The 25,032-nt window shown below is 62.7% G+C and carries 24 protein-coding genes; 21 read left to right on the top strand and 3 right to left on the bottom strand.

Translation table 11 applies throughout. The features are described 5' to 3' along the window. Positions 1 to 169: 169 nt before the first annotated feature. From Q1K29_RS09105 to Q1K29_RS09095, 3 genes are all read left to right on the top strand, one after another. Entirely contained in the window at positions 170 to 1,090 is a 921-nt protein-coding gene (locus Q1K29_RS09105) for an Hsp33 family molecular chaperone HslO (RefSeq protein WP_300393641.1), read from the top strand. A 287-nt stretch (positions 1,091 to 1,377) separates the two neighbouring features. Beyond that, complete coding sequence (locus Q1K29_RS09100; protein ID WP_300393639.1) at positions 1,378 to 2,397, top strand: NADP-dependent oxidoreductase; 1,020 nt, start codon at positions 1,378 to 1,380, stop codon at positions 2,395 to 2,397. Further along, positions 2,394 to 2,720, top strand: coding sequence for a hypothetical protein (locus tag Q1K29_RS09095; RefSeq protein ID WP_300393636.1), 327 nt, complete (start codon positions 2,394 to 2,396; stop codon positions 2,718 to 2,720). Before Q1K29_RS09100 ends, Q1K29_RS09095 begins: the two co-directional genes overlap by 4 nt. Here the strand turns inward: Q1K29_RS09095 and Q1K29_RS09090 are convergent. Together Q1K29_RS09090 and Q1K29_RS09085 are read right to left on the bottom strand one after the other, a co-directional pair. Continuing rightward, positions 2,676 to 3,353, bottom strand: coding sequence for a 1-acyl-sn-glycerol-3-phosphate acyltransferase (locus Q1K29_RS09090; RefSeq protein ID WP_300393633.1), 678 nt, complete (start codon positions 3,351 to 3,353; stop codon positions 2,676 to 2,678). The two genes, Q1K29_RS09095 and Q1K29_RS09090, sit on opposite strands and share 45 nt — an antisense overlap. Positions 3,354 to 3,438: 85 nt before the next feature. Continuing rightward, on the bottom strand, positions 3,439 to 3,588 hold the full coding sequence (locus Q1K29_RS09085) for a hypothetical protein (RefSeq protein WP_300393630.1): 150 nt from the start codon (positions 3,586 to 3,588) through the stop codon (positions 3,439 to 3,441). A 205-nt stretch (positions 3,589 to 3,793) separates the two neighbouring features. Here Q1K29_RS09085 and Q1K29_RS09080 point away from each other — a divergent pair, with 205 nt between their 5' ends. The 18 genes from Q1K29_RS09080 (at position 3,794) to Q1K29_RS08995 (ending at position 24,634) form a co-directional block, all read left to right on the top strand. Further along, on the top strand, positions 3,794 to 7,777 hold the full coding sequence (locus Q1K29_RS09080) for a glycoside hydrolase TIM-barrel-like domain-containing protein (protein ID WP_300393627.1): 3,984 nt from the start codon (positions 3,794 to 3,796) through the stop codon (positions 7,775 to 7,777). A gap of 45 nt (positions 7,778 to 7,822) precedes the next feature. Beyond that, positions 7,823 to 8,695: a J domain-containing protein gene (locus tag Q1K29_RS09075; RefSeq protein WP_300393624.1), complete on the top strand. Its 873-nt coding sequence runs from the start codon at positions 7,823 to 7,825 to the stop codon at positions 8,693 to 8,695. Positions 8,696 to 8,772: 77 nt separating this feature from the next. Further along, positions 8,773 to 9,084: a PepSY domain-containing protein gene (locus Q1K29_RS09070; protein ID WP_300393621.1), complete on the top strand. Its 312-nt coding sequence runs from the start codon at positions 8,773 to 8,775 to the stop codon at positions 9,082 to 9,084. A gap of 9 nt (positions 9,085 to 9,093) precedes the next feature. Next, the gene (locus tag Q1K29_RS09065; RefSeq protein WP_300393618.1) at positions 9,094 to 9,780 is read left to right on the top strand and encodes a response regulator transcription factor; all 687 of its coding nucleotides are present in this window, start codon (positions 9,094 to 9,096) and stop codon (positions 9,778 to 9,780) included. A 27-nt stretch (positions 9,781 to 9,807) separates the two neighbouring features. After that, positions 9,808 to 11,208: an ATP-binding protein gene (locus Q1K29_RS09060; protein WP_300393615.1), complete on the top strand. Its 1,401-nt coding sequence runs from the start codon at positions 9,808 to 9,810 to the stop codon at positions 11,206 to 11,208. Next, on the top strand, positions 11,205 to 11,801 hold the full coding sequence (locus Q1K29_RS09055) for a hypothetical protein (protein WP_300393613.1): 597 nt from the start codon (positions 11,205 to 11,207) through the stop codon (positions 11,799 to 11,801). Before Q1K29_RS09060 ends, Q1K29_RS09055 begins: the two co-directional genes overlap by 4 nt. A gap of 65 nt (positions 11,802 to 11,866) precedes the next feature. After that, on the top strand, positions 11,867 to 12,292 hold the full coding sequence (locus Q1K29_RS09050; protein ID WP_300393610.1) for a cytochrome c maturation protein CcmE: 426 nt from the start codon (positions 11,867 to 11,869) through the stop codon (positions 12,290 to 12,292). Continuing rightward, positions 12,289 to 14,205 carry a heme lyase CcmF/NrfE family subunit gene (locus Q1K29_RS09045; protein WP_300393608.1) on the top strand — a complete coding sequence of 639 codons (1,917 nt, stop codon included), beginning with the start codon at positions 12,289 to 12,291 and terminating at the stop codon, positions 14,203 to 14,205. The genes Q1K29_RS09050 and Q1K29_RS09045 overlap by 4 nt, the downstream gene beginning before the upstream one ends. After that, entirely contained in the window at positions 14,202 to 14,624 is a 423-nt protein-coding gene (locus Q1K29_RS09040) for a cytochrome c-type biogenesis protein (RefSeq protein WP_300393605.1), read from the top strand. The genes Q1K29_RS09045 and Q1K29_RS09040 overlap by 4 nt, the downstream gene beginning before the upstream one ends. A 78-nt stretch (positions 14,625 to 14,702) precedes the next feature. Then, a complete protein-coding gene (locus tag Q1K29_RS09035) occupies positions 14,703 to 15,950 on the top strand; it encodes a bifunctional alpha/beta hydrolase/OsmC family protein (protein WP_300393603.1) in 1,248 nt (415 codons plus the stop codon). 112 nt (positions 15,951 to 16,062) lie between these two features. Beyond that, complete coding sequence (locus Q1K29_RS09030) at positions 16,063 to 17,604, top strand: Do family serine endopeptidase (protein WP_300394064.1); 1,542 nt, start codon at positions 16,063 to 16,065, stop codon at positions 17,602 to 17,604. A gap of 19 nt (positions 17,605 to 17,623) precedes the next feature. Then, a complete protein-coding gene (locus tag Q1K29_RS09025) occupies positions 17,624 to 18,298 on the top strand; it encodes a response regulator transcription factor (RefSeq protein WP_300394061.1) in 675 nt (224 codons plus the stop codon). Then, complete coding sequence (locus Q1K29_RS09020; protein WP_300393600.1) at positions 18,295 to 19,698, top strand: HAMP domain-containing sensor histidine kinase; 1,404 nt, start codon at positions 18,295 to 18,297, stop codon at positions 19,696 to 19,698. Before Q1K29_RS09025 ends, Q1K29_RS09020 begins: the two co-directional genes overlap by 4 nt. 10 nt (positions 19,699 to 19,708) lie before the next feature. Beyond that, positions 19,709 to 22,435, top strand: coding sequence for a bifunctional [glutamine synthetase] adenylyltransferase/[glutamine synthetase]-adenylyl-L-tyrosine phosphorylase (locus Q1K29_RS09015; protein WP_300393597.1), 2,727 nt, complete (start codon positions 19,709 to 19,711; stop codon positions 22,433 to 22,435). Positions 22,436 to 22,485: 50 nt separating this feature from the next. Next, a complete protein-coding gene (locus Q1K29_RS09010) occupies positions 22,486 to 22,974 on the top strand; it encodes an EF-hand domain-containing protein (protein ID WP_300393596.1) in 489 nt (162 codons plus the stop codon). Beyond that, entirely contained in the window at positions 22,975 to 23,598 is a 624-nt protein-coding gene (locus Q1K29_RS09005) for a sigma-70 family RNA polymerase sigma factor (protein ID WP_300393593.1), read from the top strand. After that, positions 23,595 to 24,068: a hypothetical protein gene (locus Q1K29_RS09000; protein ID WP_300393591.1), complete on the top strand. Its 474-nt coding sequence runs from the start codon at positions 23,595 to 23,597 to the stop codon at positions 24,066 to 24,068. The genes Q1K29_RS09005 and Q1K29_RS09000 overlap by 4 nt, the downstream gene beginning before the upstream one ends. Next, the gene (locus Q1K29_RS08995) at positions 24,065 to 24,634 is read left to right on the top strand and encodes a periplasmic heavy metal sensor (protein ID WP_300393589.1); all 570 of its coding nucleotides are present in this window, start codon (positions 24,065 to 24,067) and stop codon (positions 24,632 to 24,634) included. The genes Q1K29_RS09000 and Q1K29_RS08995 overlap by 4 nt, the downstream gene beginning before the upstream one ends. On the opposite strand, the gene Q1K29_RS08990 is transcribed toward Q1K29_RS08995, so the two are convergent. Beyond that, entirely contained in the window at positions 24,631 to 25,029 is a 399-nt protein-coding gene (locus tag Q1K29_RS08990) for a GFA family protein (RefSeq protein WP_300393586.1), read from the bottom strand. The genes Q1K29_RS08995 and Q1K29_RS08990 overlap by 4 nt on opposite strands. Positions 25,030 to 25,032 lie beyond the last annotated feature (3 nt).

Below are 25,032 nucleotides of genomic sequence, written 5' to 3'. Positions count from 1 at the left end.
CCCTTACAGCGATAGATCAGATTTCATCAATCGTAATGCCTCCAACAGTTCTGGCTTGATTCCCCGGCTGTGTCGGACGGGGCCGCTGCGCGATTTTGCAGGCTCGTTCTTGCCCCGCAGGGGGCGTGCCGCCACATGTGCCGCGAATTGAAACAAGGGAAATCCTGTTTTGAGTGCCCTCTCCTCGCATCCAGAAGATTATGTTGCCAGCTTCTCCTCCGAAACGCTGCCGGTGGCCGGGCGGGTCGTGCGCATGGGAAGCAAGACCCTCTCACCGATTCTCCAGCGCCACGCCTATCCCGATCACCTCGGCGAGATCCTTGGTGAGGCGCTGCTCCTCGCCACACTTGTCGGGTCGGGCATGAAGTTCGAGGGCCGCGTCATGACGCAGGCCGAAGGCGACGGTCCGGTTTCCATGCTGGTTGGCGAGTATCACAAGGATGGCAGCGTGCGGGCCTATTCCCGCTTCGAGCAGGAGCGCTGGGCCTATCTGGAAAAGGTCAACAAGGGCCTGAAACCCCACATGCCGCAGCTCTTCGGTCCGATGGGGCGTCTCGGGCTCATCATTGTACACGACAAGCCTGGTATGCAGCCTTATCAGGGGATCGTCCCGCTGGCGAAAGGCTCGCTGCAGGAGTGCGCCGAGGATTACTTCCATCAGTCCGAGCAGATCGAGACCTGCCTTGCCATGTCCGTGAAACGCGATCAGGCCGGGGAATGGCATGGCGGCGGCATGATGGTGCAGAAGATTGCCGGTGACGATGCGCGCGGTGACACGGAAGATGGCTGGCTGGAGGCTCAGGCCCTGTTCAATACGCTGACGCCGGAAGAACTGATTTCCGAGGAGATCGCAGCGCCCGACCTTCTCTACCGTCTCTTCCATGAGGGCGGCGTGCGCATGGAAGCGCCACAGCTTCTGATCGACCGGTGCACCTGCAGTGAAGATCGGCTCCGGAAGACCCTCTCCGGCATGGCTGACGAGTCGCTGCATGACATGGTCGAGCCTGATGGGACGCTGAAGGTCGACTGCCAGTTTTGCGCGCGCCACTACGATATTCCCATCGAGGCAGTGACAGGCCGACAAAATTAGACGGGACGCCACCCGGAAGGGTTGGCGCCCCGTCCAATCGGGGATGGGGAGGAGGTTCCCGGGAAGCCGGCATTCTGCTGGTTCCTGGGATTGGAAACATATCCGTTCTTGGACATGTCCCCCTAACAGTGTGTGGGCGCGGCGTTTGTTCCTTCCGGTTTCATTACATTTCCCCAATATACCAACGCCTGCACCGGCGGCATGACCAGCGAACCCGGCGTCATGGCTCGCCACACCCGCCCGCCTTCCCTAAGGTGGCTGCGATAGCCGTCAGGGAGGACAGCAACATGGAAAAGACAAACAAGGTCTGGAAACTTCGCAACCGTCCGGTGGGCGATGTCAGCGAGGGCGATCTCGAACTCGTCGAGGAACCGGTACGGGCCCTGGAAGAGGGCGAAGTGCTGATCCGGACGCTCTTTCTTTCGCTTGACCCGACAAACCGGATCTGGATGTCGGATCGTGACCAGTACATGCCGCCGGTCCAGATTGGTGAGCCGATGCGCGGCGGTGGCATCGCCATCGTCGAGGACAGCCGGTTCGACGGCCTGGAGCGCGGTGACATCGTGAACACCGGGCTTGGCCAGTGGGCGCTCTATCTGGTCAAGAAGGGCGAGGAGGTGAACAAGCTTCCGCAATTGCCCGGCGTGCCGCTGACGGCGTTCATGGGGCCGCTCGGCATGACCGGCATGACCGCCTATTTCGGCCTGATGGATATCGGCAAGCCAAAGCCGGGCGAGACGATGGTGGTCTCCGCCGCTGCCGGGGCGGTCGGATCCATGGTTGGCCAGATCGCCAAGATCCAGGGCTGCCGCGTCGTCGGGATCGCCGGGTCGGATGAGAAATGCAATTGGCTGACCGAAACCGCCGGGTTCGATGCAGCGATTAATTACAAGAAGGAAGATGTCGGCGCGGCGCTGGACCGGCATTGCCCGGATGGCATCGACATCAACTTCGAGAATGTCGGCGGCGAGATCATGGATACGATCCTCACAAAACTGAACGATTTTGCCCGCATGCCGCTATGCGGCCTGATTTCATCCTACAATGCGACCGAGCCGGTCCCCGGGCCATACAACTTCTCGATGCTGCTGATGCGGCATGTCACGCTCAAGGGCTATATCGTGACCGACTATATCGACCGCTTCCCGGAAGGCATGCAGGCCATGGGGCAATGGCTCATGGAAGGCAAGATCCGTTTCGAGACAGATGTGGTCGAAGGGCTGGAGAATGCGCCAGCTTCGCTGGAGCGGCTGTTTACGGGCAAAAATCTCGGCAAGCTTGTGGTGAAGGTATCGGAGCCTGAATGACGCCAATCCTGCGCATTGTCTGGCTGTCAGTTTTCCTGATCGGGTATTCGGTTCTCGTGAGCCTTAAGTTCATGTGGCTGCCCGCCGAAAGCGATGTGCTGGGCTTTGTGCGCTACTGGCTGCCCATATCGGGCGCCGCGATCTTCTGCGTGGCCTATCTCCTGCCCAAGGAGCCGGCTGTCTGGGCATTGCCGCTGCTGGCCTATCTGGTGCCGGCAGCCTGGTTCCGGCATGCCGAGTTCGTGGATCCGCTGGGCGTGCTGGTCCTGATCGCCGGGTCAGCGGTCTCGGCTTTCGTCTTCAGGCGGTACCTTTCCGGCTGACGGGCCAGTTGCCTTTTCGCCCACGGCAAAGCGGCCCTTGTGGCGGCCCCGGGCGTCGGCATAGCCCGCCTGGATCAACGGCAGGTCGGCCTCGTAGTCGCCGGTCGGCCGGAACAGGCCATCGATCCGGATCGTCCGCTGGCCATAGTCGAGGACAGACAGGATGAGCGGCACGCCACCCTGGTGGGCGATCCGGTAGAAACCGCTCTTCCACTCGACCGCATGTGAGCGCGTCCCTTCCGGAGCAACGCCAAGGACAAGGCGGTCGGACGAGGCGAAGGCCGCGCCCATCTGTTCGACCACATCGTTTGCGGAGTCCCGGTCAATCGGTACACAGCCCAGCCAGCGTACGAGCGCGCCGAGCGGATGATCGACAAGCGCTTTCTTGCCCATCCATCTGAGCTTTACCTGATAGTAGCCGGCCGCGGCCAGCATCCAGAAGCCATCCCAGTTCGATGTGTGCGGCGCCGCCACCATGACGGCGCGCGGGGCGTCCGGCCAGTCGCCGCGAACCCTCCAGCCGCCTGTTGCCAGGATCAGCCTGCAGACTTGCCGCCAGAGAGGTGACATCAGGTTGCGCGCGGGTGCGGGCCGGGCGCGCCGCGCGCGTGATCGTGGGGGCGGGTCTGCCATTGCGGGACTCTGCGCTGGAACGTGGCGGTGCGCCAGCAATCAGCCCGGGAAAGCTGGTTGATTGCACGCGAGCGGGGAATGCGCCTCACTTCCGTTTGACGGCACCCTGAAGCGTGAAGCTGAAGGCTAGTGACAGGATAAGCGGCACCCAGATTGGCAGTGTGCCGAGGCCCGGCGCTTCAAGGGCCGCGGCGAGATGGTCATCCACGCACCACCAGAGCAGGAAAAGAAACATGTCGCGATCCTTCCATTTGACCCACCCATGATAGCGGGGGCGGGCCGGCACGCAATCTGTCCGACCGGGACGGCCCGCCAGCTATAGGGTTTCGATGTCCGACCCTTGCGTGCCCGACCCACAAGTGCCTTGCCAGAAGAGTTTCCTTTTTACGGCCCGCGCGCCTCAATGTGATCCGACCGGGGCCTGGCATACCTGGTTGTTCATGGGCGGGCGCGGCTCCGGCAAGACCCGCGCCGGTGCAGAATGGGTAAGGCGTCTGGTGCTTTTCGGCGGTTATCGCCGGATCGCGCTTGTCGGACCAACCTTCAATGATGTGCGCGAAGTGATGATTGAGGGCTTCTCTGGCTTGCGCTCGATCATGCGAGCGGGTGAGCGGGCGCCGGAGTATGAGGTGTCCCGCCACCGTCTTGTCTGGCCGAATGGGGCAGAAGCCCATGCCTTTTCCGCCGAGGATCCGGACGGCCTGCGGGGCCCGCAATTCGATGCCGCCTGGTGTGACGAAGTCGCTGCATGGCAAAACGGCCGGGCGGTCTGGGACATGCTGCAGATGACCCTGCGGCTGGGGCCAAACCCGCGTATCATCGCAACGACAACGCCGCGCCGTGTGCCGCTCGTCCGCGCTCTGGTGGAGGGGGCGACCGTTGCAGTGACGCGATCGGCCACGCGCGACAATGCAGAGAACCTTTCTCCCGTCTTTCTTGATCATGTCGAGCGGCTGTACGGAAACTCCGATCTCGGCCGACAGGAACTGGCCGGTGAACTTCTCGACGAGGAGAGCGGTGCGCTCTGGACGCGTGCATTGATCGACCTGGTGAGCCTGACCCATCATCCCGGGCCGTTGACTGAAATCGTCGTGGCCGTTGACCCGCCAGCGGGTGTGGGGGCGGCCGCCGATGCCTGCGGGATCGTTGCGGCTGGAACGCGCCGGGACGCCGGAGGGCTCGTATCCGGGTACGTCCTCGCCGATGCCCAGCTGCCGGACCCGTTAATCGAGGCCATTGAGGGGGCCGGGCAGACCCCGGCCTATCGCGGCACGGCCTATATCGTCTTCGAAGACCTGCCGCTGGACGCATTCGGAAACCGGTTGCCGCAACTGAGCTTCGAAGTCGTGCGGGCAGGTTCGGATGAAACCGGCCTGCGCAAGCTGGCGGAAGGGGTGAATGTGATCCCTGCTTCGGGAGAGTTCGTCTACGGGACACGCATCGTCCGTGAACGGTTCTTTCCGGGGACAGAAAAGCCGCTCAACATGAACAATGCGTCCGGTGAAGCAGACTTCCGGTCTTCGCTAGACCAGCTGACCTCAGACCTGCCGGGCACGAATTCTGCCACGCTGACCGTTGGCTGGTTCGGCGATGACGTGCGCGCTGGCCATTGCCGCATCCGCCCCGGTGTAGAGACGCGAAACCGCTCGACGGCTCCCTATCAATGGGGCGTGGCAGGCGAGATCAGGACGAGCGCCTATCTTGTCAGCCAGTCCGGCGGCAGCGCCAATTATGGCGGTACGCCAACCGATGTTGCGGTGAAGGAAGGTATTGCCGCGATGCAGGCGGAGGGGATGGCTGTGACGCTCTCACCCTTCCTGCTCATGGACGTGCCGTCCGACAACGGCCTGCCTGACCCTTATGGCGGCGATGAGCAGGCGGCCTTCCCCTGGCGGGGACGGATCGTGGCGAGCGAGGATGGGACGGCCGCCGTCAGAACCGAGATCGACGCCTTTCTCGGCACCGATCATGATTTTGGCTACCGGCATTTCATCCTGCACCATGCCAGGTTGGTCGCAGGGGCCGGCGGTGTTGAGGCGATCCTGATTGGCAGCGAGATGCGCGGGCTGACGCGCTTGCGTGACGAGACAGGTGCCTTCCCCTTCGTCGAAGGGCTGGTGCAGCTTGCCGCCGATGTAAAGGCAATTGTCGGGCCGGGCGTGAAGGTTTCCTATGCGGCCGACTGGACCGAGTACGGAGCTTATACTCCGGACGATGGTTCTAACGATATCCTGTTCCCGCTAGACGTGCTTTGGGCCTCGGCTGACATCGATTTTGTCGGCGTGGACTGGTATCCGCCGGCTGGGGACTGGCGGGATGGTGACACCCATCTCGACCGGCTCGCCGGTTACACCGCGGCCGATGATCCCGCCTATCTGGCAGACCAGATGGCCGGCGGAGAAGCCTATGACTGGTACTATGCCAGCCAAGCCCACCGGGATTCCCAGATCCGCACGCCGATCACCGACACTGCCCATGGCGAACATTGGGTTTTCCGCCAGAAGGATCTCGCGGGTTGGTGGAATGCAGCCCATCATGAGCGGCCGGGCGGCGCCCGTGAGGCGACCCCGACGGACTGGGTGCCCGGTATGAAACCCGTGCGGCTGATCGAAATCGGCTTCCCGGCCGTCGACAAGGGCGGCAATGCGCCAAACCTTTTCTACGATCCAAAGAGTTCAGAGAGCGCCTTGCCGCCATACTCGTCCGGTGAACGTGATGACGTCCTCCAGCGCCGCGCGCTTGAGGCGGCGCTAGCTTACTGGCAAGCCCAGCCTTGCGTGGAGAAGACCTTCATCTGGGCCTGGGATGCCCGGCCCTGGCCGGACTTTCCGGTGCGTGAAAGCGTCTGGAGCGATGGGCCGAACTGGTCCTACGGTCACTGGCTGAACGGCCGCACCGGGCTGATCGAGGTTGGCGAGGCTGTCAGCGATTTTGGCGCCCGCGCGGGGATCGATCTTGATGGAAGCCGCCTGTCGGGCTGGCTGGAAGGGATTGCCCTCACCGGTCCGATGCCGCTCCGCCGCGCGCTGGAGCCGTTGCGGGCCGCCCATGGCCTATCGTGCGTCGAGCGTGAAGGCGGCCTCATTTGCACCGATCAGGCTTCGGTGGACACGGTTCAGGTCAATGCGGCCCGGCTGGCGGAATCCGGCCTGTCGCTCACGTATAACCTGCTCGACAAGCGCCCCGGACGGTTGCAGTTGAGCTTCATTAGCGCCGACGGGACCTATGCGCCTGCTGCGGTGGATGCCCGGTCCGATCTGGGCGACCCTACGCAGACGATTGAAGCCGCGCTGCCGCTGGTTCTGTCTGATGCCGAGGCCAGCGATCTTGCTGCGCGCCTGCTTGAGTCTGCGCTGCAGCCGGATGCGGCGGGGTTCGTCTTGCCGCCGGAATACCTGCATCTCGAGCCGGGTGACCGGGTTGAGATGGATGGACTTGCGAGCGCCTGGCAGGTCACCGACATCATTGATGATGGCCTCACCCGGCATTGTAGCGCGGTGCGCCCGATGGAGGGGCAGGGTCTTCGGGCGAGCGCCTTGCCTGACGAGGCGCCGGTGGCGCCGCGACCCGCTGTGCCAAAACTTGTCCTTGTCGATGGTCCTCCGTTCGGACCCGGTCAACAGACCGGCCCCCTTGCTGCGGTCGCAGCGTTACCCTGGCCCGGTCCTGTCGATGTCCGGGCAGGGACCTCGGTATCTCAGGCCCGTCGCCGGGCAACCGTAAATGGACCGGCGGGATTTGGCAGGCTGGCGGCGCCGCTGAGTGCAGGACCGCTTGGCCGATGGGACAGGGCGGGGGCCATTGTTCTCGAGATCGCGGGCGAAGACCTTTCGAGTGCTGAACCAGCAGATGTTCTGGCGGGAGCTAACCGGCTTCTCGTGCGCAACGCTACAGGCTGGGAGCTGATTGGATTCGAAACCGCTGAGCTGATAGCCGAGAATCAATGGCGGCTTGGCGGACTGCTGCGCGGCCTGAATGGCTCACCTGTAATTACTGTAGATGCTGGCGCGATCTGCCTGCTTGCAGATGAGCGGCTGGTTTCGGCGGGCCTCCTGCCGCAGGAGGTCGCCCTGCCTTTGATCTGGCAGGCCGGGCCGGGTGATCCCCAGACTTTCAGTCACACAGACGTCGCAGGCCTTGGCTGGAGTGTCGCCCATCTGAGCGCTTCGCCGGGCGAAAGTGGGCCGGTCATCACCTGGCTCCCTCGCGGTCTCGACATCCCTGACAACTGGGATCTGCCTGACCCGGTACGCCAACGCCAGTACCTGGTCGAAGCGCTCGCAGGCGGGGAAGTGGCGCGCTCGCAAAGTGTGACTGGCGAGCAGGCGATCATTCCTGCCGGATACGAAACTGTAAGGGTTGCTGAAATAGGAACTGATGGACGCATCGGTCAGCGGGTTTCAATCCCGCTCGGTGCATCCTAACTATTCGGCAGTCTATTAACCCCAATCCAGCGTGGTTTACCGAACGTGTCGCGCGACCTGTACAATATTCTGGGCGTATCCAAGACGGCCAGCAACGACGAAATCCGCAAGGCCTACCGGCAGAAGGCGAAAGCCCTGCACCCGGACCTGCACCCGGATGACAAGGCAAAGGCCGACCAGTTCAAGGAAGCCTCTGCCGCTTTCGAGATTCTTGGCGACGAGGAAAAGCGGAAGAAATACGACCGCGGCGAAATCGATTCGGATGGCAATCCGACCGGGTTTGCGGGTGCGCAGGGCGGTTTCGGCGGGGGGCGCGACTATGGCGCCTACCGCGACTTCGCGAGCGCTGGCGGACAGGCCCAGGGCGACCCGTTTGAAGATATTCTCGCCGGAATGTTCGGCCAGCAGCGCCGCCGGCCCGGGCCCCGCAAGGGCGCCGACATGCGCTATCGGGTCGAGATTTCCTTCGAAGATGCCGTGCAGGGCGCCAAGCGCCAGATGACCATGGGCGATGGCAAGGCGCTGAATGTTTCCATTCCGCCCGGTATAGAAACCGGCCAGACGCTGCGCCTGAAAAGCCAGGGCCAGCCCTCGACCACTGGCGGCCCGCCGGGTGATGCCCTGCTGGAGGTCTTTGTGCGGCCCAGCAAGACCTGGACGCGCGACGGTGACGATCTGCGCATGACCGTGCCGGTGCCCCTCAAGACGGCCGTCGCGGGTGGCAGTGTGGACGTCGAGACGCCCGCCGGTGCAGTCACCCTGAAAGTACCGGAAGGATCGAACACAGGGACGGTGCTTCGCCTGCGCGACAAGGGCGTCCAGTTCAAGGACAAGCCGGGCCATCTCTATGTCCGTCTTGAAATTGTTCTGGAGGATCCGAAGGATCCGGGTCTGAAGGCGTGGGCTGCTGAAGATTGATGGGGTTTGGGATGCTGACTGGAACCCGCGCGGATTATTCACGGGCTGTTCAGGGCTGATCGGCCATAAGGCACATCATGAAACGGATCATTCTCGCTCTTGCGCTCAGCGCCGCGACGCTTGCCCCGCCAGCCTTGGCACAGGGCCAGTGGGGTAGCTCGTTTACCGCTGACGAAGCGCGCAATGCGCGCGAGAAGGGCGAGATCAAACCGCTCAACGATCTTTTGCGCCCGATCCGCAATCAGTATGGCGGGAATATGCGCCGTTTTGATGGCCTCTATGAAAGAGGCGGGCGCAAGGTGTATGTGATAGATTGGGTAACAGGCCGGGGCGAGCTGGTGACCTTCACCATCGACGCCAGGACTGGACGCGTAATCAGCAAGAGCTAGGTTGTTTTTATGAGAATTCTTGTTGTCGAAGATGATGCAGACCTGCGTCGGCAGCTTGCCGATGCGCTGACGCAATCAGGCTATGCCGTTGACCTTGCCGCAGACGGCGAGGACGGTCACTTCCTGGGCGATACCGAGCCCTATGATGCGGTGATCCTCGATCTCGGCCTGCCGAAGATGGATGGTGTCACCATTCTCGAGCGCTGGCGCGATGACGGGAAAGATTTTCCTGTAATGATCCTGACCGCCCGCGACCGCTGGAGCGAAAAGGTGGCCGGCTTCGATGCCGGGGCCGACGATTATCTGACCAAGCCCTTCTACACTGAAGAGCTTCTGGCCCGCCTTCGCGCTTTGCTGCGCCGGGCGACGGGCCATTCGGCTGCCGCCCTGGAAGCCGGCGGCTTGCGTGTCGATACACGTGCAGCGCGCGCCACCGTGAATGGCCGGCCGGTCAAGCTGACAGCGCACGAGTATCGCGTCCTGTCCTACCTGATCCACCATCAGGGCCGGGTCGTGCCGCGCACAGAGCTTGTCGAACACATCTACGATCAGGATTTCGACCGTGATTCGAACACGATCGAGGTCTTCATCGGGCGTCTTCGCAAGAAGATTGGCACGGACCGCATTCAGACGGAACGTGGCCTCGGCTACCGGCTGGTGGTTCCTGAAGGTGAGACGGCCGGCCTTGCCGGATAGGGGCGGCCTGCCGCACCCTCCGGTGAGATGAGCGAATCCATCCCCCCCAGGCAAAAGCCGCGCCTTTCCCTGTCACGGCGCATGCTGATCGGCGCTGTCGTCTGGAGCCTGATTGCAGTCGTGGGCGGCATCGTCGTCATGACGATCTCTTATCGGGCGCAGACCATTCGCCTGCTTGAGCAGGAACTCGATTCCATCCTTGTCACCCTGCCACGGGCGCTGGAAGTGCTGCCGGATGGCCGGGTTGTCGATGAAGAAGACAAGCTGCCGAGCGATGTGCGCTATGACCTGCCCCTGTCCGGGCGCTACTGGGCAATGGTGGCCGTCAATGATGAGGGCGAGGTCGCCAACGATATCCGCTCCCAAAGCCTGTGGGATGGCCCACTGCCACTGCCGCGCGAGCAGGCCCTTTCCGCGCTCTCCAATCCGGGCATGACCGTCTACGGCAATGCGCGCGGTCCAGCCGATGAGCGCCTGCGTGTGGCGGTACGTGCGATCACCGTTCCCAATCGCGAGACCCCCATATTGCTGATGGCTGCAGCTGATCGTGAGGCCACCGATGAAGGAGCCAACCAGCTACGCTTCCTGCTGCTTATCAGCATGACCTTCCTCGCGGCGGGCACGCTAATCGCGCTCTGGGTGGGCCTGCGTCTGGCGCTCCTGCCGTTTGACCGCGTGCAGCTACACATCTCGCAGGTGCGCGAAGGCAAGCGGGCGAAGCTCGATGGGGATTATCCGGTCGAAGTGCTGCCGCTGACCCAGGAGCTGAACAAGCTGATCGACAACAATCGCGCCATCGTGGAACGCGCGCAGACGCATGTCGGCAATCTTGCGCATGCGCTGAAGACGCCGCTTGCGGTCCTGCGCAATGAAGCGAATGGCAGTACACCGCTCGATGATGTCGTCCGCCGTCAGACCGAATCGATGCGGGCGAATGTCGACCATTATCTAAAACGGGCGCAGGCCGCGGCCCGGTCCGAGGCGCTCGGTGTGCGCACAGAGATCGCGCCGGTGGTGGATGGGCTGGTGCGCTTGCTGAACCGGCTCTTCGGCGAAAGCGGGGTGACCGTCGAGTCGACCATTCCGGCCAGCCTCTATGTGCGGGTCGAAGCGCAGGATCTGGAAGAGATGCTCGGCAATGTGATGGAGAATGCCTGCAAGTGGACAAAATCGCGCGTTGAAGTCTCCTCTGAGCCGGGAGACAACGGCCTCATGTTGATCCATGTCGATGATAATGGCGAAGGCCTGACGGCTGACGAGATGACCTCCGCGGTCAAGCGCGGCGTACGGCTTGATGAGACCGCGCCGGGGACCGGGCTCGGACTTTCCATTGTTGCCGATATCGCTGAGATGAATGGTGGCAAGCTGACCCTTTCGGAAAGTCAGCGCGGCGGCCTGCGTGCCACGATAGCGCTTCGCCGGTCATGAGACGCGGTACGCTCATTGTGTTGGCCTGCGCTGTTGTCGCGGCAGGGGGGCTCTATCTCCTGAAGGGGCGTCCGCTACTGGCCGAGCAGCCCTATGCCGAGCGCGAAGCCGAGATTGCGCAGCGCGATGCTTCCGAGCTCAACCCGTCTGAAATGCTGGCGCGGCTCCAACTGGCGGCCCGCCAGCAGCCGGATTCCCCGGAACCGCAATACTTCATCGGCGTGCTGATGCGCGCGCAGGGGCGTAATGAGGATGCGCTGCGGGCCTTCCAGTCAGCGCTTCGCCGGGATGATACGCATGTGCCGTCATTGGTGGCGCTTGCCGATGTCATCATGATGCGCGATGGCGGTATCGTCACTGCGCCGGCGGCTCAGCTCTATGCCCGTGCCTGGCGCCTCGACGAATCGCAGCATCGCGCCGGCCTGCTCTCGGCACTGCCTGCCTATGAGGCTGGCGATGTAGACGCTGCTGAAGAGCACTGGGCAGAGGTCAAGCAGGACATGGCGCCCAATGATCCCCTGTTCGGGATGCTGGAAGCTTTCAAGTCGCGGATCGATGAAGAACGTGCGGCTGAAGAGACCCCTGCTGAATAAGGGCAACTGCCTGGATGTTTCGGTCGCAGTGTCATTTGGGCAGGCTTCCGGTATAGGATGCGCGCATGAGAGCTAGGACGAAGAGACTCTGGGGTGTCGGGGCGGCAGCAACGCTGCTGATCGGGGCTGTCGCGCTGGCGACAGTCGCGCTGCGCCAGCATGCCGACCTGTTCTATACCCCCGGCCTGATCGCCGAGCAGGGCATGCCGGAATCGGGCAAGCGTGTGCGTGTGGGCGGCTGGGTCCAGGAAGGCTCTATTGCCTATGGTGACGGCGCCGACATGACCTTTCTCATTGAGGATGGCTCCGGCGAGACAGTCGAGGTCAGCTATACTGGCATTACCCCGGATCTGTTCCGTGAAGGCGAGGGCGTGGTGGCAACCGGCCGTTTCGGCGAGACGGGCGACTTCACCGCCGACAGCATCCTCGCCAAGCATGACGAGAACTATGAACCTCGCGAGCTGAAGAAGGCCCGGCAGGCGACTTCATGATTGAAGCGGGGCATTTCGCAGCCTTCCTCGCGCTCGTTTTCTGTGGCCTGCAGGCAGGCTTCGGACTGAGGGGCGACAGGGACCAGTCCGGCCTCTTTGCCGGGCTTGGCTTTGCAGCCATGGGTTTTGCCTTCTTTACGCTGGTCTATGCCTTTGCGCGATCTGACTTCTCCGTTGAGCTGGTGGCCGCGCATTCCCACACGCTGAAGCCCTTCGGCTACAAGATCGCCGGGACATGGGGAAACCATGAAGGCTCGATGGCGCTGTGGTGCCTTGTCGGGCTTGGCTTCGGCGCAGCTGGCGGATGGCTGATGAAGTCTGACCGGCCAAAATTCGAGTCGCGCGCGCTTGGTGTACAGGGCCTGCTCAACCTTGCATCGCTGGCCTATCTGCTTTTTGCTTCGTCACCATTTACCCGGTTGGACCCGGCGCCGCTGCAGGGGCAAGGGCTTAATCCGCTGCTGCAGGACCCGGCGCTCGCGATCCATCCGCCGATGCTTTACCTCGGCTATGTCGGCTACTCCTTTGTCTTTGCGCTTGCGGCCGCCGGCCTGATCGAGGGCCGGATTGACCGGCAATGGGCCAAGCAGGCGCGCGGCTGGGCGCTCGCGGCCTTTGTGCCCCTGACACTCGGCATCGCGCTTGGCAGCTACTGGGCGTATTACGAGCTTGGCTGGGGTGGCTGGTGGTTCTGGGACCCGGTCGAGAATGCCAGCCTGATGCCCTGGCTGATCGGCGCGGCACTGATGCACTCCATCATCGTGACGGAAAAGCGCGGCAGCTTCTCGGCCTGGACAGCCTTGCTGGCGGTGCTCGCCTTCTGCTTCTCACTGCTGGGGGCGTTCCTTGTGCGCTCCGGTGTGCTGACCTCGGTTCACTCCTTCGCTGTCGACCCGCTGCGCGGGTCGGTCCTTCTGGCTGGGCTTCTCATTCTTGGTGGCGCGGCGCTTGTGCTGTTCGCCCTGCGCGCGCCGAAGCTTTCGGGTGGCCCGGAATGGCTGGCGACCAGCAGGGAAGGGGCGCTGATGGGCAATAATCTCATCCTGACAGTCGCGACCTTCACCGTCCTTCTAGGCACACTGTTTCCGCTGATCGCCGAGGCGGTGGGGCAGACCATTTCTGTCGGTGAACCGTACTTCAATCTGACTTTCACGCCGATCATGGCGCTCGCTCTTGTGGCTCTCCCGGTCGTGCAGGCCTGGGCCTGGGGTAAAGCGGACCTGTCCTCGCTCTGGAAATGGGCGCTTGGTTTTGCCGGGATCGTCGCGGCGTTCTGGCTCGCGGGCATTGGCCCGCTGAACATACCGTTGCTGGCCGGTGTCGGACTTGCCCTGGGCGTCTGGCTGATCTTTGGAGCCGGGCAGGAAATCTGGCGACGGGCAAAGACGTTTGCCCGCCTACCGAAAATGCCGCTGCGAGTCTGGGGCATGACGCTCGCGCATGCCGGGCTTGGCATCTTCGTGATCGGTGCCGTGCTGCAGAGTTCTGGCCGGACGCAGACGACGCTCGCCCTGCAGGAGGGCGAGACGCAGACGGTGGCCGGCTGGGACGTCCGTCTCGACGACGTTTCCAGCGTCGAAGGCCCGAACTGGTATGCCGAGCGTGCAACGCTGACGGCTGTTCGCGGTGGAACGGCAGCGCAGATGCAGCCGCAGAAACGCTATTATCCGGCCGCGCGTATGCCCACGACTGAAACCGCCATCCACAAGACCGGTACGAGCGATCTCTATATTGCGCTCGGCGATGGCCGGCGGAACCGGGCAGGCGAGACCCGCTGGACCTTCGAGGTCTTCCTCAACCCGCTTATCGATTTCGTGTACCTTGGAGTCGTGCTCATCGCCCTTGGCGCGGGCCTCAGTATGGCAGGCAAGCGCACACGGACACGCAAGGATGCGGAGGAGGAAACGGCATGAAGGCGGTTCTGGCGGCTCTTCTGGTGCTCTTTGCCGCTGAGGGCGGCGCACAGCTCGATGACCCGAAGCAGGAAGCCCGCGCGCAGGATCTGATGCGCGAGATCCGCTGTGTGGCTTGCGAGAATGAACCGATCTCCAATTCCGGCTCCGACATTGCCGCAGACATGCGGGACCGGGTGCGCGCGATGGTGGCCGATGGCATGTCGGATGAGGAGATCAGGGACTGGTTTTCAGAACGCTATGGCGAGTTCGTGCTTTTCCGTCCGAGTTCGGAAGGGCCCGGCGGCTGGCTGCTCTGGGGCGCACCTTTTGTCCTGCTCATTGCAGGGGGCGCTCTCATCTTTGCGCTGCGGCGGGGTGGCTCGAACGCTTCTGGCGCGGTCGAGCCGGTGGACCCTGAAGAGGCTGGCTCACCCTGAGGTCACAAAGGTTTTGATGGCCGGCAGGCATCCATGGTCCTATCTGCCCGTTAGGCGCGACGTGGAAGGAGACCGGGAATGCAAACCGAAACCGTTCAATTCGAGGGATCGGACGGCCAGACCCTGGCCGGACGAATAGACCATCCTGTTGGCACGCTGCGCGGCTGGGCAATCGTGGCGCACTGTTTCACCTGTTCAAAACAATCCTTCGCCGCCTTGCGCGTCGCCAAGGGCCTGGCCGAACGCGGCATCGGCGTCCTGCGCTTCGATTTTACCGGGCTTGGTGAATCCGATGGCGACTTCGCATCGACGGATTTTTCCAGCAATGTCGCTGACCTTGTCGCAGCCGCCGGCTGGATGGCGGGCACCGGTCGCGCGCCTGACCTGCTCGTTGGTCACTCGCTGGGCGGGGCTGCCGTCATTGTTGCTGCGAAGAAGATCGATGGCGTTAAAGCCGTGGCGACGATCGGCGCCCCGTCTGATGCCGGCCATGTAATCCACCATTTCGCTGACCGCATCGAGGATATCGAGGAAAAGGGCCGTGCGCAGGTGAAGCTGGGCGGCCGGCCATTCGTGATCACGAAGCAGTTCGTGGAAGACCTGCGGGCCTCCGATGTGGGCGAGGCGGTCAGCACGCTTCGTCTGCCACTGCTGATCCTGCATGGGCCAACCGATGAAGTGGTCGGCATCGACAATGCGAGCGGGCTGTTCATCGCGGCCCTCCACCCCAAGAGCTTCATCAGCCTGGATGGGGCAGATCATTTCCTCTCGAAGCCTGAAGACAGCGCATTCGCGGCCAGCATGATTGCGGCCTGGGCGAACCGCTACCTGGCTGGAGCTGCCGAGGGTGGTGACCTGCTTGAACAGACCCATGACGTGATCGTTCGTGAGACGGGCGAGGCGAGCGATTTCCAGAACGAGGTCCTCATCAATGGCAAGCGATACCTAGCCGACGAACCGGAAGAGATTGGCGGCGCCGATACCGGGCCTGACCCCTATGAGTGGGTCACAGCAGGGCTGGGCGCCTGTACGGCAATGACGCTTCGCATGTATGCGCGGCGGAAGTCATGGCCACTCGAGCGGGTCACTGTCCGGGTGAACTACAACAAGGCGCACGCTGAAGACTGCAAGACCTGTGAGCCCGGAGACAAGGTTGATGTATTCGCGCTGGAAATAGAAGTCGAAGGCGCGCTGGACGAAGACCAGATCGCCCGCCTTGGGGAGATTGCCGAGCGTTGCCCGGTGCACAGGACGTTCGATAGCGAGACAATCATAAGAACTCGGATCACACCGCAACCCGCCGAAAAATCCAATGAAAACGCCTGAGTGCCTTACTCATGTCTAAATGATGTTTAATTCACTTCCATGCTGGCACTATCCTAGCATCGCGCCCAATATTGATAGGCCGAGACACGTTTCAGGAGGTTGAGTGATCAAGATGAAGTCGTTTGGTATATCGAAGCAGGCTCTGGCGGCCGCAATAGCAGGCGCCGGTCTGACAGGAGCGCTGGTCTACGCACCACAAACCTTCCAGCAGGCCGACGCCAAGCAGCCCATCACGATCCAGGCGCCAAAGGGTGCCCCCATGAGTTTCGCTGATCTGATTGAAGAGGTCAGCCCGGCAGTCGTCAGCGTGAACGTGGTTTCCGAGCGTGAAGTCTCCAACATGGGCAATATGGAAGAGTTCTTCGAACGCTTCCGTGGCTTGCCCGGCTTCGATGACTATATGCGCGACCGCGAAAATGAGGAGGGTGAGCAGGAGGAAGAGCCTCGCACCCGTGAGGCCCGCTCGCTCGGGTCCGGTTTCTTCATTTCCGATGAAGGCTTCATCGTCACCAACAATCACGTCGTCCAGGATGCAACCGAAATCGAGGTTGTACTGGAAGATGGCCGCGAGCTTGAAGCAGAACTCGTCGGCACAGACCCGCAGACCGACCTGGCGGTGATCAAGGTCACCGACCCCGGCACATATCCCTATGTCGAGTTCGAATCCGATACCCGGCTTCGCCGCGGCGACTGGGTCGTCGCGCTCGGCAACCCGTTCGGTCTGGGTGGTACGGCAACCGCTGGCATCCTGTCCGCCGATGGGCGCGAGCTTGGCGGCGACAGCCCGTATACCGACTTCCTGCAGATCGACGCAGCCATCAACCGCGGCAATTCCGGTGGCCCGACCTTTGACCTTCAGGGCCGAGTGGTCGGTGTTAACACGGCAATCTTCTCCCCGACCGGCGGCTCCGTCGGCATCGGTTTCGCCATTCCGGCGGAACTGGCTATCGAAGTTACAAATGCCCTTATCAAGGACGGTAAGGTGTCGCGTGGCTGGCTGGGTGTGACCATCCAGGATGTCACCCGGGATATGGCAGAGGCGCAGGGTCTGAAAGAGGCCAAGGGCGCGATTATTGCCGACGTCAATGATGAGAGCCCGGCTCGCAAGGCCGGCCTGCAACGTGGAGATGTCATCCTCTCGGTCAATGGCCGCGATGCGACTGACGCAACTTCCGTGACCCGCATGGTCGGCGGCCTGATGGCCGGCTCGAAAAACAAATTCACCGTTCTGCGGGACGGCGAGCGTCAGGAAATCAATGTCACCGTGGGCGAACGCCCGGTAGATCCGAGTGAGCTGGCACCGTCAGGCTCCAACAGCCCGGACTCATCAGGCGGCGAGGCTGAAGAAGGTCCGCTCGGCGTGAGCCTGCGTCCGCTCGACAGTGCCGCCCGCAAGGCGATGGGGCTGGACGATGACGAAGCCGGCCTGATCATCGGTGACTTGGAATCCGACAGTCCGCTGCGCGAACTGGGCATTCGCCCGGGCATGGCGCTTCTGTCGGCTGCGAACATGCCGGTCTCCTCGGTTGATGACCTGGAGAAGGCAATCGCAGACGTGAAGGCGAAGGGGCGTGACAAGCTGCTTCTCGCTGTGCGGAACGGCCAGCGGACAATGTTCGTTACCACCGACATCGGCGAGCAGTCTGAAGACTGATAGTAAAGGAGTGCCCATGATGCGGGTCCTGATAATCGAGGATGATCGCGAGCACGCGACATTCATCAACAAGGTGCTCTCAGAAGCCGGCCATGACGTGGAAACGGCCTATGACGGCGCCAACGGCCTTGCCCTGGCCCGTGATGGGGCGTTCGACGCGCTCGTTGTCGATCGGATGCTGCCGGAAAAGGACGGGCTGAAGCTCGTTGAGGAATACCGGAATGGGGGCGGGCAGACGCCGGCTCTCTTCCTTTCGGCGCTCTCGGATGTCGACAACCGTGTCGAAGGTCTGAAGGTCGGCGCAGACGATTATCTCGCCAAACCCTTCGCGCCGGCAGAACTGGCCGCGCGTGTCGAGGCACTGGGCCGCCGTCAGGTCCAGGACGAGCCGCCGGTGACCAAGCTGAGAGTCGGTGATCTCGAAATGGACCTGCTGGACCGCAAGGTTTGGCGCCAGGGCCAGAAGATCGACCTGCAGCCGCGCGAATTCCGTCTTCTGGAATTCCTGATGCGCCATGCCGGTCAGGTCGTGACCCGCACGATGCTGCTTGAGAAGGTCTGGGACTACCATTTCGACCCCCAGACCAATGTCATCGATGTCCATATTTCGCGACTTCGCGCGAAAATTGACAAGGATTTTGACGAGGCCCTCCTTCAAACGGTGCGCGGTGCGGGTTACTGCCTACAGGCATGAAGTCAGGCCCCTTCGCCTTTGTCCGGACCTCAACCTTCCGGCTGGCGCTCGTCTACTCAGTCCTGTTCGGGCTGTTCTCGTTCCTGCTGCTCGCCTATCTGTATCAGGCGACGGTCGGCTCTCTGCGTGCAGAAGCCGACCAGCGGCTGGATGCGGAGATGCGGGCGCTTGGCCTGGCCTATAATGCTGGCGGTCTGGAACGCCTCGAACAATCTGTCATCGAGAGGGCGCTCGTTCCGGGCGCCCCTTTTCGTTATCAGCTGGAAACCCCTGACGGCGAACGCATCATCGGGGACTTTCCCTATTTGCCGGTCTCTCCGCCTGAAACGGTTGGCGAAGTCAGCATGGTCAGCCTGTCGATCGAGATGCCGCGCGGCAATGGCGAGGCAGTCGTCACCGAGGCTGAGGGCCGGATCGTGAAGCTGGCCAATGGCAATGTCCTTCTCGTCGCCATCGAGACGGGCGAACGCGGGCGGATTGTCCGGCGCATTACCCAAGCCGTCACGACGGCGGCGCCGATTGGCGTGCTGCTGGCCCTGATCGGGGGGATCTTCATCTCCCGCTACGCTGCCCGGCGCGCCGAGCAGTTGACCCGCACGACCGAAGAAATCGTTGCAGGCAATCTCTCCATCCGCGCGCCTGTCCAGGGCTCCGGTGACGAGTTCGACCGGCTGGCAACGCATCTGAATACCATGCTGGAAAAACTTGAGCGCCTGATGGCGGCAAGCCGGCATTCCGGCGATGCTATCGCACATGATCTCCGCTCACCGCTCTCGCGCCTGCGCAACCGGTTGGAGACCACGCTCCTGTCCGACATGGATACCGATACGGCGCGCGAGACCCTTGCCAGCACAGTGGAGGAAGTCGACCGGGTGCTGCTGACCTTCAACGCCATCCTGCGGCTTTCGCGGCTTGATGCCGGTTCCGAAGGGCGGATGGTGAAGATCGATCTGCACGAGGTCCTTGAAGAACTCGCCGAGCTTTATGAGCCGGCCTGCGAAGATGCGGGGCTCATCTTCAACAGCGACATCTCCCAGCCGATCATCGTGCTCGGAGACCGCGAACTGATTGCGCAGGCGGTCTCGAACCTGCTCGACAACGCACTGAAATACACGCCGGAAAATGGCGAGATCACCTTTACGGCGCGGCGTAGCTCCGACTCGGTCATCATCACTGTGTCCGATGATGGTCCGGGCATTGCTGAACATATGCGCGACAAGGCCAAGGAGCGTTTCTTCCGGCTTGATTCCGCGCGGACCCAGGCCGGGTCCGGGCTTGGTCTTGCCCTGGCCGATGCGGTGGCCGAGCTGCACAAGGGGCACCTCGATCTGTTGTGGACACATGGACCGCCTCAGCCAAAAGGCCTGAAAGCGGTTTTAACCCTGCCGCGAGACAAGTAAGAGACATCCCATGTTGGAGATCAGACCTCTTGCCGACAGCGGCCATGATGCCTTCGACGCCGGCGCACAGCTTGCCCCTTATCTCGCGAGACTGGTCCGGCGGGCCCCCGATGCGCTGGCTCTCCTGAAGGCAGATGGGCCGGCTGTCCTGGCTGCGGATGCCATGAAACAAGCCGAAGCGGCGGCAGGTCTCGAGACGCGAGACGAGGTCATGGCCGCGCTGCGCCAGGCGAAGCTCAAGAACCATATGGCTGTTGCTGCCATGGACCTCTCTGGCGCTGCCCCTCTGCAGGATATTACCGGCCATCTGACGGGCTTCGCCGACCTTGCCGTGGATGCTGCGCTACAGTCAGCGCTGCGGATGCGCGGGCTCAAGCCTGACGGCATGTTTGTGATCGCGCTCGGCAAGATGGGAGCGTTCGAGCTCAACTATTCTTCCGACATCGACATGGCTATCTTCTACGATCCGGCCGTTTTTGCCGAAGGCGTCCCGGAAGCTGGTGAGCTGGCGAGCAAGGTTGTGCGGGACACGATGGGGCTGCTTGAGGAGATCACCGGCGATGGCTACGTCTTTCGCACCGATCTGCGTCTGCGTCCCGACCCTGGATCCACCCCGCCTGCCGTCTCCACCCAGATGGCCGAAATCTACTATGAGAGCGTCGGTCAGAACTGGGAGCGCATGGTCTGGATCAAGGCGCGATCCTGCGCAGGCGACATGAAGGCGGGTGAACGCTTCATCGCGATGCTCGAGCCCTTCGTCTGGCGCCGCCATATGGACTATTGGGCCATTGCCGACGTCCAGGCCATCAAGCGCATGATCAATTCACAGACAGGCGCCAGCGATCTTGCCGACCCGTCGCCAGACCTGAAGCTCGGACCCGGCGGCATCCGCGAGATCGAGTTCTTCGTCCAGACGCAGCAGATCATTATGGGCGGGCGCAACAGTTTCCTGCGCCACAAGAAGACATTGAAAGGACTCGACGCTCTTGTCGCGGCCGGGTCTGTCGATGCCGCAGTCGGGGAGGAGCTGTCGCAGGCTTACCAGGTCCTGCGCGGCATCGAGCACCGTATCCAGATGCTTGAGGACCAGCAGACCCATCGCCTGCCAAAGGAGGAGGAGGCTCGCACCCGCGTGGCAAAGCTTTGTGGGCATGAGGACCTGGCCGGTTTCGACAGGGCCGTCTCAGAGGTCCGCGCGCGGGTAAACCATCATTATCGCGACCTGTTCGCCGAAGAAGAGCGCAAGCAGGAAACCGCCACGCGCGGCAATCTCGTCTTCACCGGCGTCGACGACGATCCAGGAACGGTCGAAACGCTGAAGAAGTACGGCTTCTCTGACCCGTCGCGCATCATCGCCACTGTTGCCAACTGGCATCGCGGCAAGACACCCGCCACGCGGACTGAACGCGGCCGCGGCCTGCTTACGGGGCTGCTGCCGGAACTGCTCGAGGCGATGAGCCGGACAGGGGAGCCGGATACCGCCTTCACCCGTTTCACGCGCTTCTTCGAAGGGCTGAGCTCCGGCATCCAGACGCTCTCCATGCTCGCCAATGAAGGCACGCTTCTCGAAGATCTTGTTACGACGCTCGCCATCGCCCCGCGCCTTTCGCAGACCCTGTCACGCCAGCCGGGCCTGCTTGAGGCGCTGGTGACGCCGAGTGGGCAGGAATACCCTCCGGCCCTCTCCCGCGAGGCGGATTTCGAGAGCCAGATGGATGAGGTGCGCCGCTGGCAGAATGAGCGGGCCTTCCTGATCGGTCACCGCCTGCTGCATTCACGCCTGCCGGCCCAGCAGGCTGCGCTCGCCTGGAGTGACCTTGCAGATCATTGCGTCCAGCTGATGGCCGAGGCGGCAGCGATCGAGACCGCGCGCCGCTATGGGCCCCAGCCGGGGCACTGGTCGATCGGCGCACTCGGCAAGCTCGGTGGCAAGGAGCTGACGGCCGGGTCGGACCTCGACCTGATCATCATCTTCGATGCGGAAGAAGGGGTTGCCGGGGAGGCCGGGCACTGGTTCACCAAATTCGCCCAGCGCCTCATCACTGCGATCTCCGTCGAGACTGCCGAGGGCAGCCTCTACGAGGTCGATATGCGGTTGCGTCCATCCGGCAGGTCCGGACCGGTTGCGACCTCCATCAAGGCTTTCGACCGTTACCAGCATGAGGACGCCTGGACCTGGGAGCTGATGGCGCTGACCCGGCTGCGGCCCGTCGCCGGAGACGAGGCGCTTGGCCAGCGCGCGCTTGAGATTGCCCGTCATGCGATCATCCATGGCAAGCCGGAGGCCGAACGCAAAACCGATATCCTCGACATGCGCCGCCGGCTCTGGAAGGAACGCCCGCCGCGTGGCGACTGGGACCTGAAGCTGGTCGAAGGTGGTTTGATCGATCTCGAATTCGTGTTGCAGCAGGCCATGCTCCTTTCCGGCAAGGAGGATTGCGTATTGCCCATGGTGATTGACGCTGCCGAGACGCTTGGGGAGGAGGGGGCGCTCAGCGCTGATGAGGTAGAGACGATCACGTCGAGCTTCACCTTCCTTCAGTCCATCCAGCAGATCCAGCGATTGGCTGTTGGGGCCGAACTGACCGCCGACATGTTTTCCCAGGGGCTGAAAACCCGTCTTGCCCTGGCGACGAACTGCGAGACGTTCGAGGATCTGGAAGCCCGCTACAGGGCTGTCACAACAGCGATTTCGTCTCTTAGATGCAAAAAGATCGGACCGCTCGCGACGGATTAGTGAGCCTTCCTCGTTCCACCGTGTGGGGCCAATAAGAGGAAGAACCCGAAATGAAAAAACTTGCACTCGCAGCACTCATTGCCGGTACGACCACGGTCGGCGTGGCTGGATATGCCATCGCCCAGCCGTACAATGGCGGCAGGGGCCAGATGATCGAGAAGATGGACACGAATGGCGACGGCCAGATTACGAAGGCTGAAGTTGAAGCCCACAAGGCCCAGCGGTTTGCTGAAGCCGATGCCAATGGTGACGGCAGCCTCAGCATGGCTGAAATGGAAGCCTTCCGCGCCGTCCAACGTGCACGCCGCATGGAAGCTCGCCAGCAGGCGATGTTTGATCGCCGGGATGCGAATGGCGATGGCGTGATTTCCGCCGATGAATTCGGAGGGCGCGGCGCCATGATGTTCGACCGTTTGGATGTCGATGATGACGACATCATCACCGCTGATGAAATCGCGGCGATGAAGGCGAAGCGTGGTCGCGGCAAGCATGGCGGAGATTGCCCTTACTGGCCGGAAGATGGTGGCACTGACCAGTAAGTGGACCTCACGGCGTGCGCTGGTGCGGAAGCGGGGAAATTCCTTCCTCGCATCCTGCGCCAGCGCCGCTACTGTGGCCCGGTGTCAGGCATCAGCGAACGAGACCAGATCGCACGAGCCGCTGCTGGCGACCGCACGGCCCAGACAGCACTCGTCAATCGCCACATGCCAGTTGTCTGGCGTGTGGCCTTTCGCATGCTGCGAGACCGGCAGGAGGCAGAAGACGTGACGCAGGAGACGTTCCTGCGGGCGTGGAAGATGCTGCCAGACTGGGAAGAGCGGGCCAAGTTCTCGACCTGGGCCTGCACTGTCGCGATCAATCTCTGCCGCGACCGGCTGAAGAAGAAGAAGCCGGTCCTGATGGACGAATTGCCGGAGCAGATCGATATTTCGCTCCGGCCTGAACAGGCGCTCTCCCAGAAGCAGGCGAGCGCACACATTACGGCGCTGGTGGACCGGCTGCCGGAACGACAGAAGGAAGCGCTGACACTGAGCGCCTTCGAGGGGCTCGGCAATATCGAGGCCGCCGAAGTGATGGGCATCAGTGTCGAAGCGCTTGAAAGCCTGCTGGCGCGCGGGCGGCGCAAACTGCGTCTTGAGCTCGCAGCAGACAGCGACGCATGAAGGACAGGATGATGAAAGACGAACGCCTTTATGATCTGATTGCCGCCTATGGCGCCGAACCGATGGCCTGGCCAGAGGATGAGCGCGATGCGGCCATGGTGCATCTCAAAGCGCATCCCGACCGCTTTGCCGTTGCGCTCGACGAGGCGCGCGCGCTGGATCTTGCCTTTGAGCGTGAGGCCTTGCCTGATGTGCCCGCCGGTCTGGCGGAACGTATTCTTGAGGCTGCGCCGGCGGCCCATTCGGCGCTGGCTGGCTGGGCCGGTCGGTTGCGTGAAATGGTATTTCCGAACGGTCTCCGCTGGCCGGCCGGAGCAACGGCCGCCGCGCTTGTCATGGGTGTGAGCGCCGGCATCTTCAGTGCCCCGGCGACTGCTGATGACGGTTATCAGACGGCCGAGGAAGAAGTTGTCTATGCCGCCCTCGGCTATGATGGCTTTGAGGCCTACATCCAGGAGGTAGACGAATGAGTCGACGCCGCGCCCTTTCGACGCTGGGCATCGCGCTCGTCGTCTCGTTGATCGCCAATGCGCTTTTGATTGGCCTGATCCTTGGCAATGCCATCGGCAAGCCGGACCGCCCTCACCATGAGCGCGGGCCCCGCGGGGGCGGCGAGGAATTCGAGATTGCCCGCGGCATGGAAAGCGTCATGCCCGATAGCGCCCACAAGGAAATGCGTCAGGCGTTTCGTGAAGCCTTCCGTGAAGCCCGGCCCTATTGGGTGCAGAAACGCCAGGCACAACAGGCCCTTCGCGACGCGATGGATGCCGATCCGTTCGACCGGTCTGCCGTTGAGGCCGCCTTTACCGGCATTCGTGACGCCGACCAGCGCCTGACCCGGTCATTCCACACGGTCCTCGCTGACGAGCTTTCAAGCCTCACGCTCGACCAGCGCGAGGACCTCGTCGGGTGGCTGAAGAAGGTCGATGAAGAGCGCCGGGCCCGCTGGCGTGAGCACCACGACCGTCGGCCCGGGGGTCATGGTGACCGGCATGGCCCGCCACTGTCTCCGCCCGGCGATGAGCCACCGAACTAGGCTTTTGACTTGTGCGCCAGGCGGGCGGCATTTGCCTCCCAGTTCTGGCCGTCAAAGCCGGTGACCATGGCGTCGAGGGTCTCCCAATTGTCGAGGCAGCGCCAGGTCACGGCATAGCCATCCGGATTGGAGCGTGGGACATAGAAGCTCTTGATCCCGCACACCTTGCAGAACAGGTGGCGGGCCGCGCCGGTATTGAAGCGATACACGGTCAGCCGTTCTTCGCCTTGCGTCAGCCGGAAGCGGCTGGATGGCACGATGATGTGGTCATTACCGCTCATGGCGCAGATCGAGCAGTTGCAGTCCTCCACCTCGACATGATCGGGGAGATCCACCTCGAAACGCACGCCGCCGCAATGGCAGCCGCCCGCATATGTCCTGAGACCTTCGGCCATGGT

The organism is Henriciella sp., from assembly GCF_029937755.1.
Taxonomy (GTDB): Bacteria; Pseudomonadota; Alphaproteobacteria; order Caulobacterales; family Hyphomonadaceae; genus Henriciella.
The sequence above is the reverse complement of the archived record's forward strand: the minus strand, read 5'-3'. Positions and strand labels throughout refer to the sequence as shown.

Coding starts and splice junctions, on each gene's coding strand:
- Q1K29_RS09100 (WP_300393639.1), top strand. CDS start 1,378: ATGGAAAAGACAAACAAGGTCTGGAAACTTCGCAACCGTCCGGTGGGC.
- Q1K29_RS09095 (WP_300393636.1), top strand. CDS start 2,394: ATGACGCCAATCCTGCGCATTGTCTGGCTGTCAGTTTTCCTGATCGGG.
- Q1K29_RS09090 (WP_300393633.1), bottom strand. CDS start 3,353: ATGGCAGACCCGCCCCCACGATCACGCGCGCGGCGCGCCCGGCCCGCA.
- Q1K29_RS09085 (WP_300393630.1), bottom strand. CDS start 3,588: ATGTTTCTTTTCCTGCTCTGGTGGTGCGTGGATGACCATCTCGCCGCG.
- Q1K29_RS09080 (WP_300393627.1), top strand. CDS start 3,794: ATGGGCGGGCGCGGCTCCGGCAAGACCCGCGCCGGTGCAGAATGGGTA.
- Q1K29_RS09070 (WP_300393621.1), top strand. CDS start 8,773: ATGAAACGGATCATTCTCGCTCTTGCGCTCAGCGCCGCGACGCTTGCC.
- Q1K29_RS09065 (WP_300393618.1), top strand. CDS start 9,094: ATGAGAATTCTTGTTGTCGAAGATGATGCAGACCTGCGTCGGCAGCTT.
- Q1K29_RS09060 (WP_300393615.1), top strand. CDS start 9,808: ATGAGCGAATCCATCCCCCCCAGGCAAAAGCCGCGCCTTTCCCTGTCA.
- Q1K29_RS09055 (WP_300393613.1), top strand. CDS start 11,205: ATGAGACGCGGTACGCTCATTGTGTTGGCCTGCGCTGTTGTCGCGGCA.
- Q1K29_RS09050 (WP_300393610.1), top strand. CDS start 11,867: ATGAGAGCTAGGACGAAGAGACTCTGGGGTGTCGGGGCGGCAGCAACG.
- Q1K29_RS09045 (WP_300393608.1), top strand. CDS start 12,289: ATGATTGAAGCGGGGCATTTCGCAGCCTTCCTCGCGCTCGTTTTCTGT.
- Q1K29_RS09040 (WP_300393605.1), top strand. CDS start 14,202: ATGAAGGCGGTTCTGGCGGCTCTTCTGGTGCTCTTTGCCGCTGAGGGC.
- Q1K29_RS09035 (WP_300393603.1), top strand. CDS start 14,703: ATGCAAACCGAAACCGTTCAATTCGAGGGATCGGACGGCCAGACCCTG.
- Q1K29_RS09030 (WP_300394064.1), top strand. CDS start 16,063: ATGAAGTCGTTTGGTATATCGAAGCAGGCTCTGGCGGCCGCAATAGCA.
- Q1K29_RS09025 (WP_300394061.1), top strand. CDS start 17,624: ATGCGGGTCCTGATAATCGAGGATGATCGCGAGCACGCGACATTCATC.
- Q1K29_RS09020 (WP_300393600.1), top strand. CDS start 18,295: ATGAAGTCAGGCCCCTTCGCCTTTGTCCGGACCTCAACCTTCCGGCTG.
- Q1K29_RS09015 (WP_300393597.1), top strand. CDS start 19,709: ATGTTGGAGATCAGACCTCTTGCCGACAGCGGCCATGATGCCTTCGAC.
- Q1K29_RS09010 (WP_300393596.1), top strand. CDS start 22,486: ATGAAAAAACTTGCACTCGCAGCACTCATTGCCGGTACGACCACGGTC.
- Q1K29_RS09000 (WP_300393591.1), top strand. CDS start 23,595: ATGAAGGACAGGATGATGAAAGACGAACGCCTTTATGATCTGATTGCC.
- Q1K29_RS08995 (WP_300393589.1), top strand. CDS start 24,065: ATGAGTCGACGCCGCGCCCTTTCGACGCTGGGCATCGCGCTCGTCGTC.
- Q1K29_RS08990 (WP_300393586.1), bottom strand. CDS start 25,029: ATGGCCGAAGGTCTCAGGACATATGCGGGCGGCTGCCATTGCGGCGGC.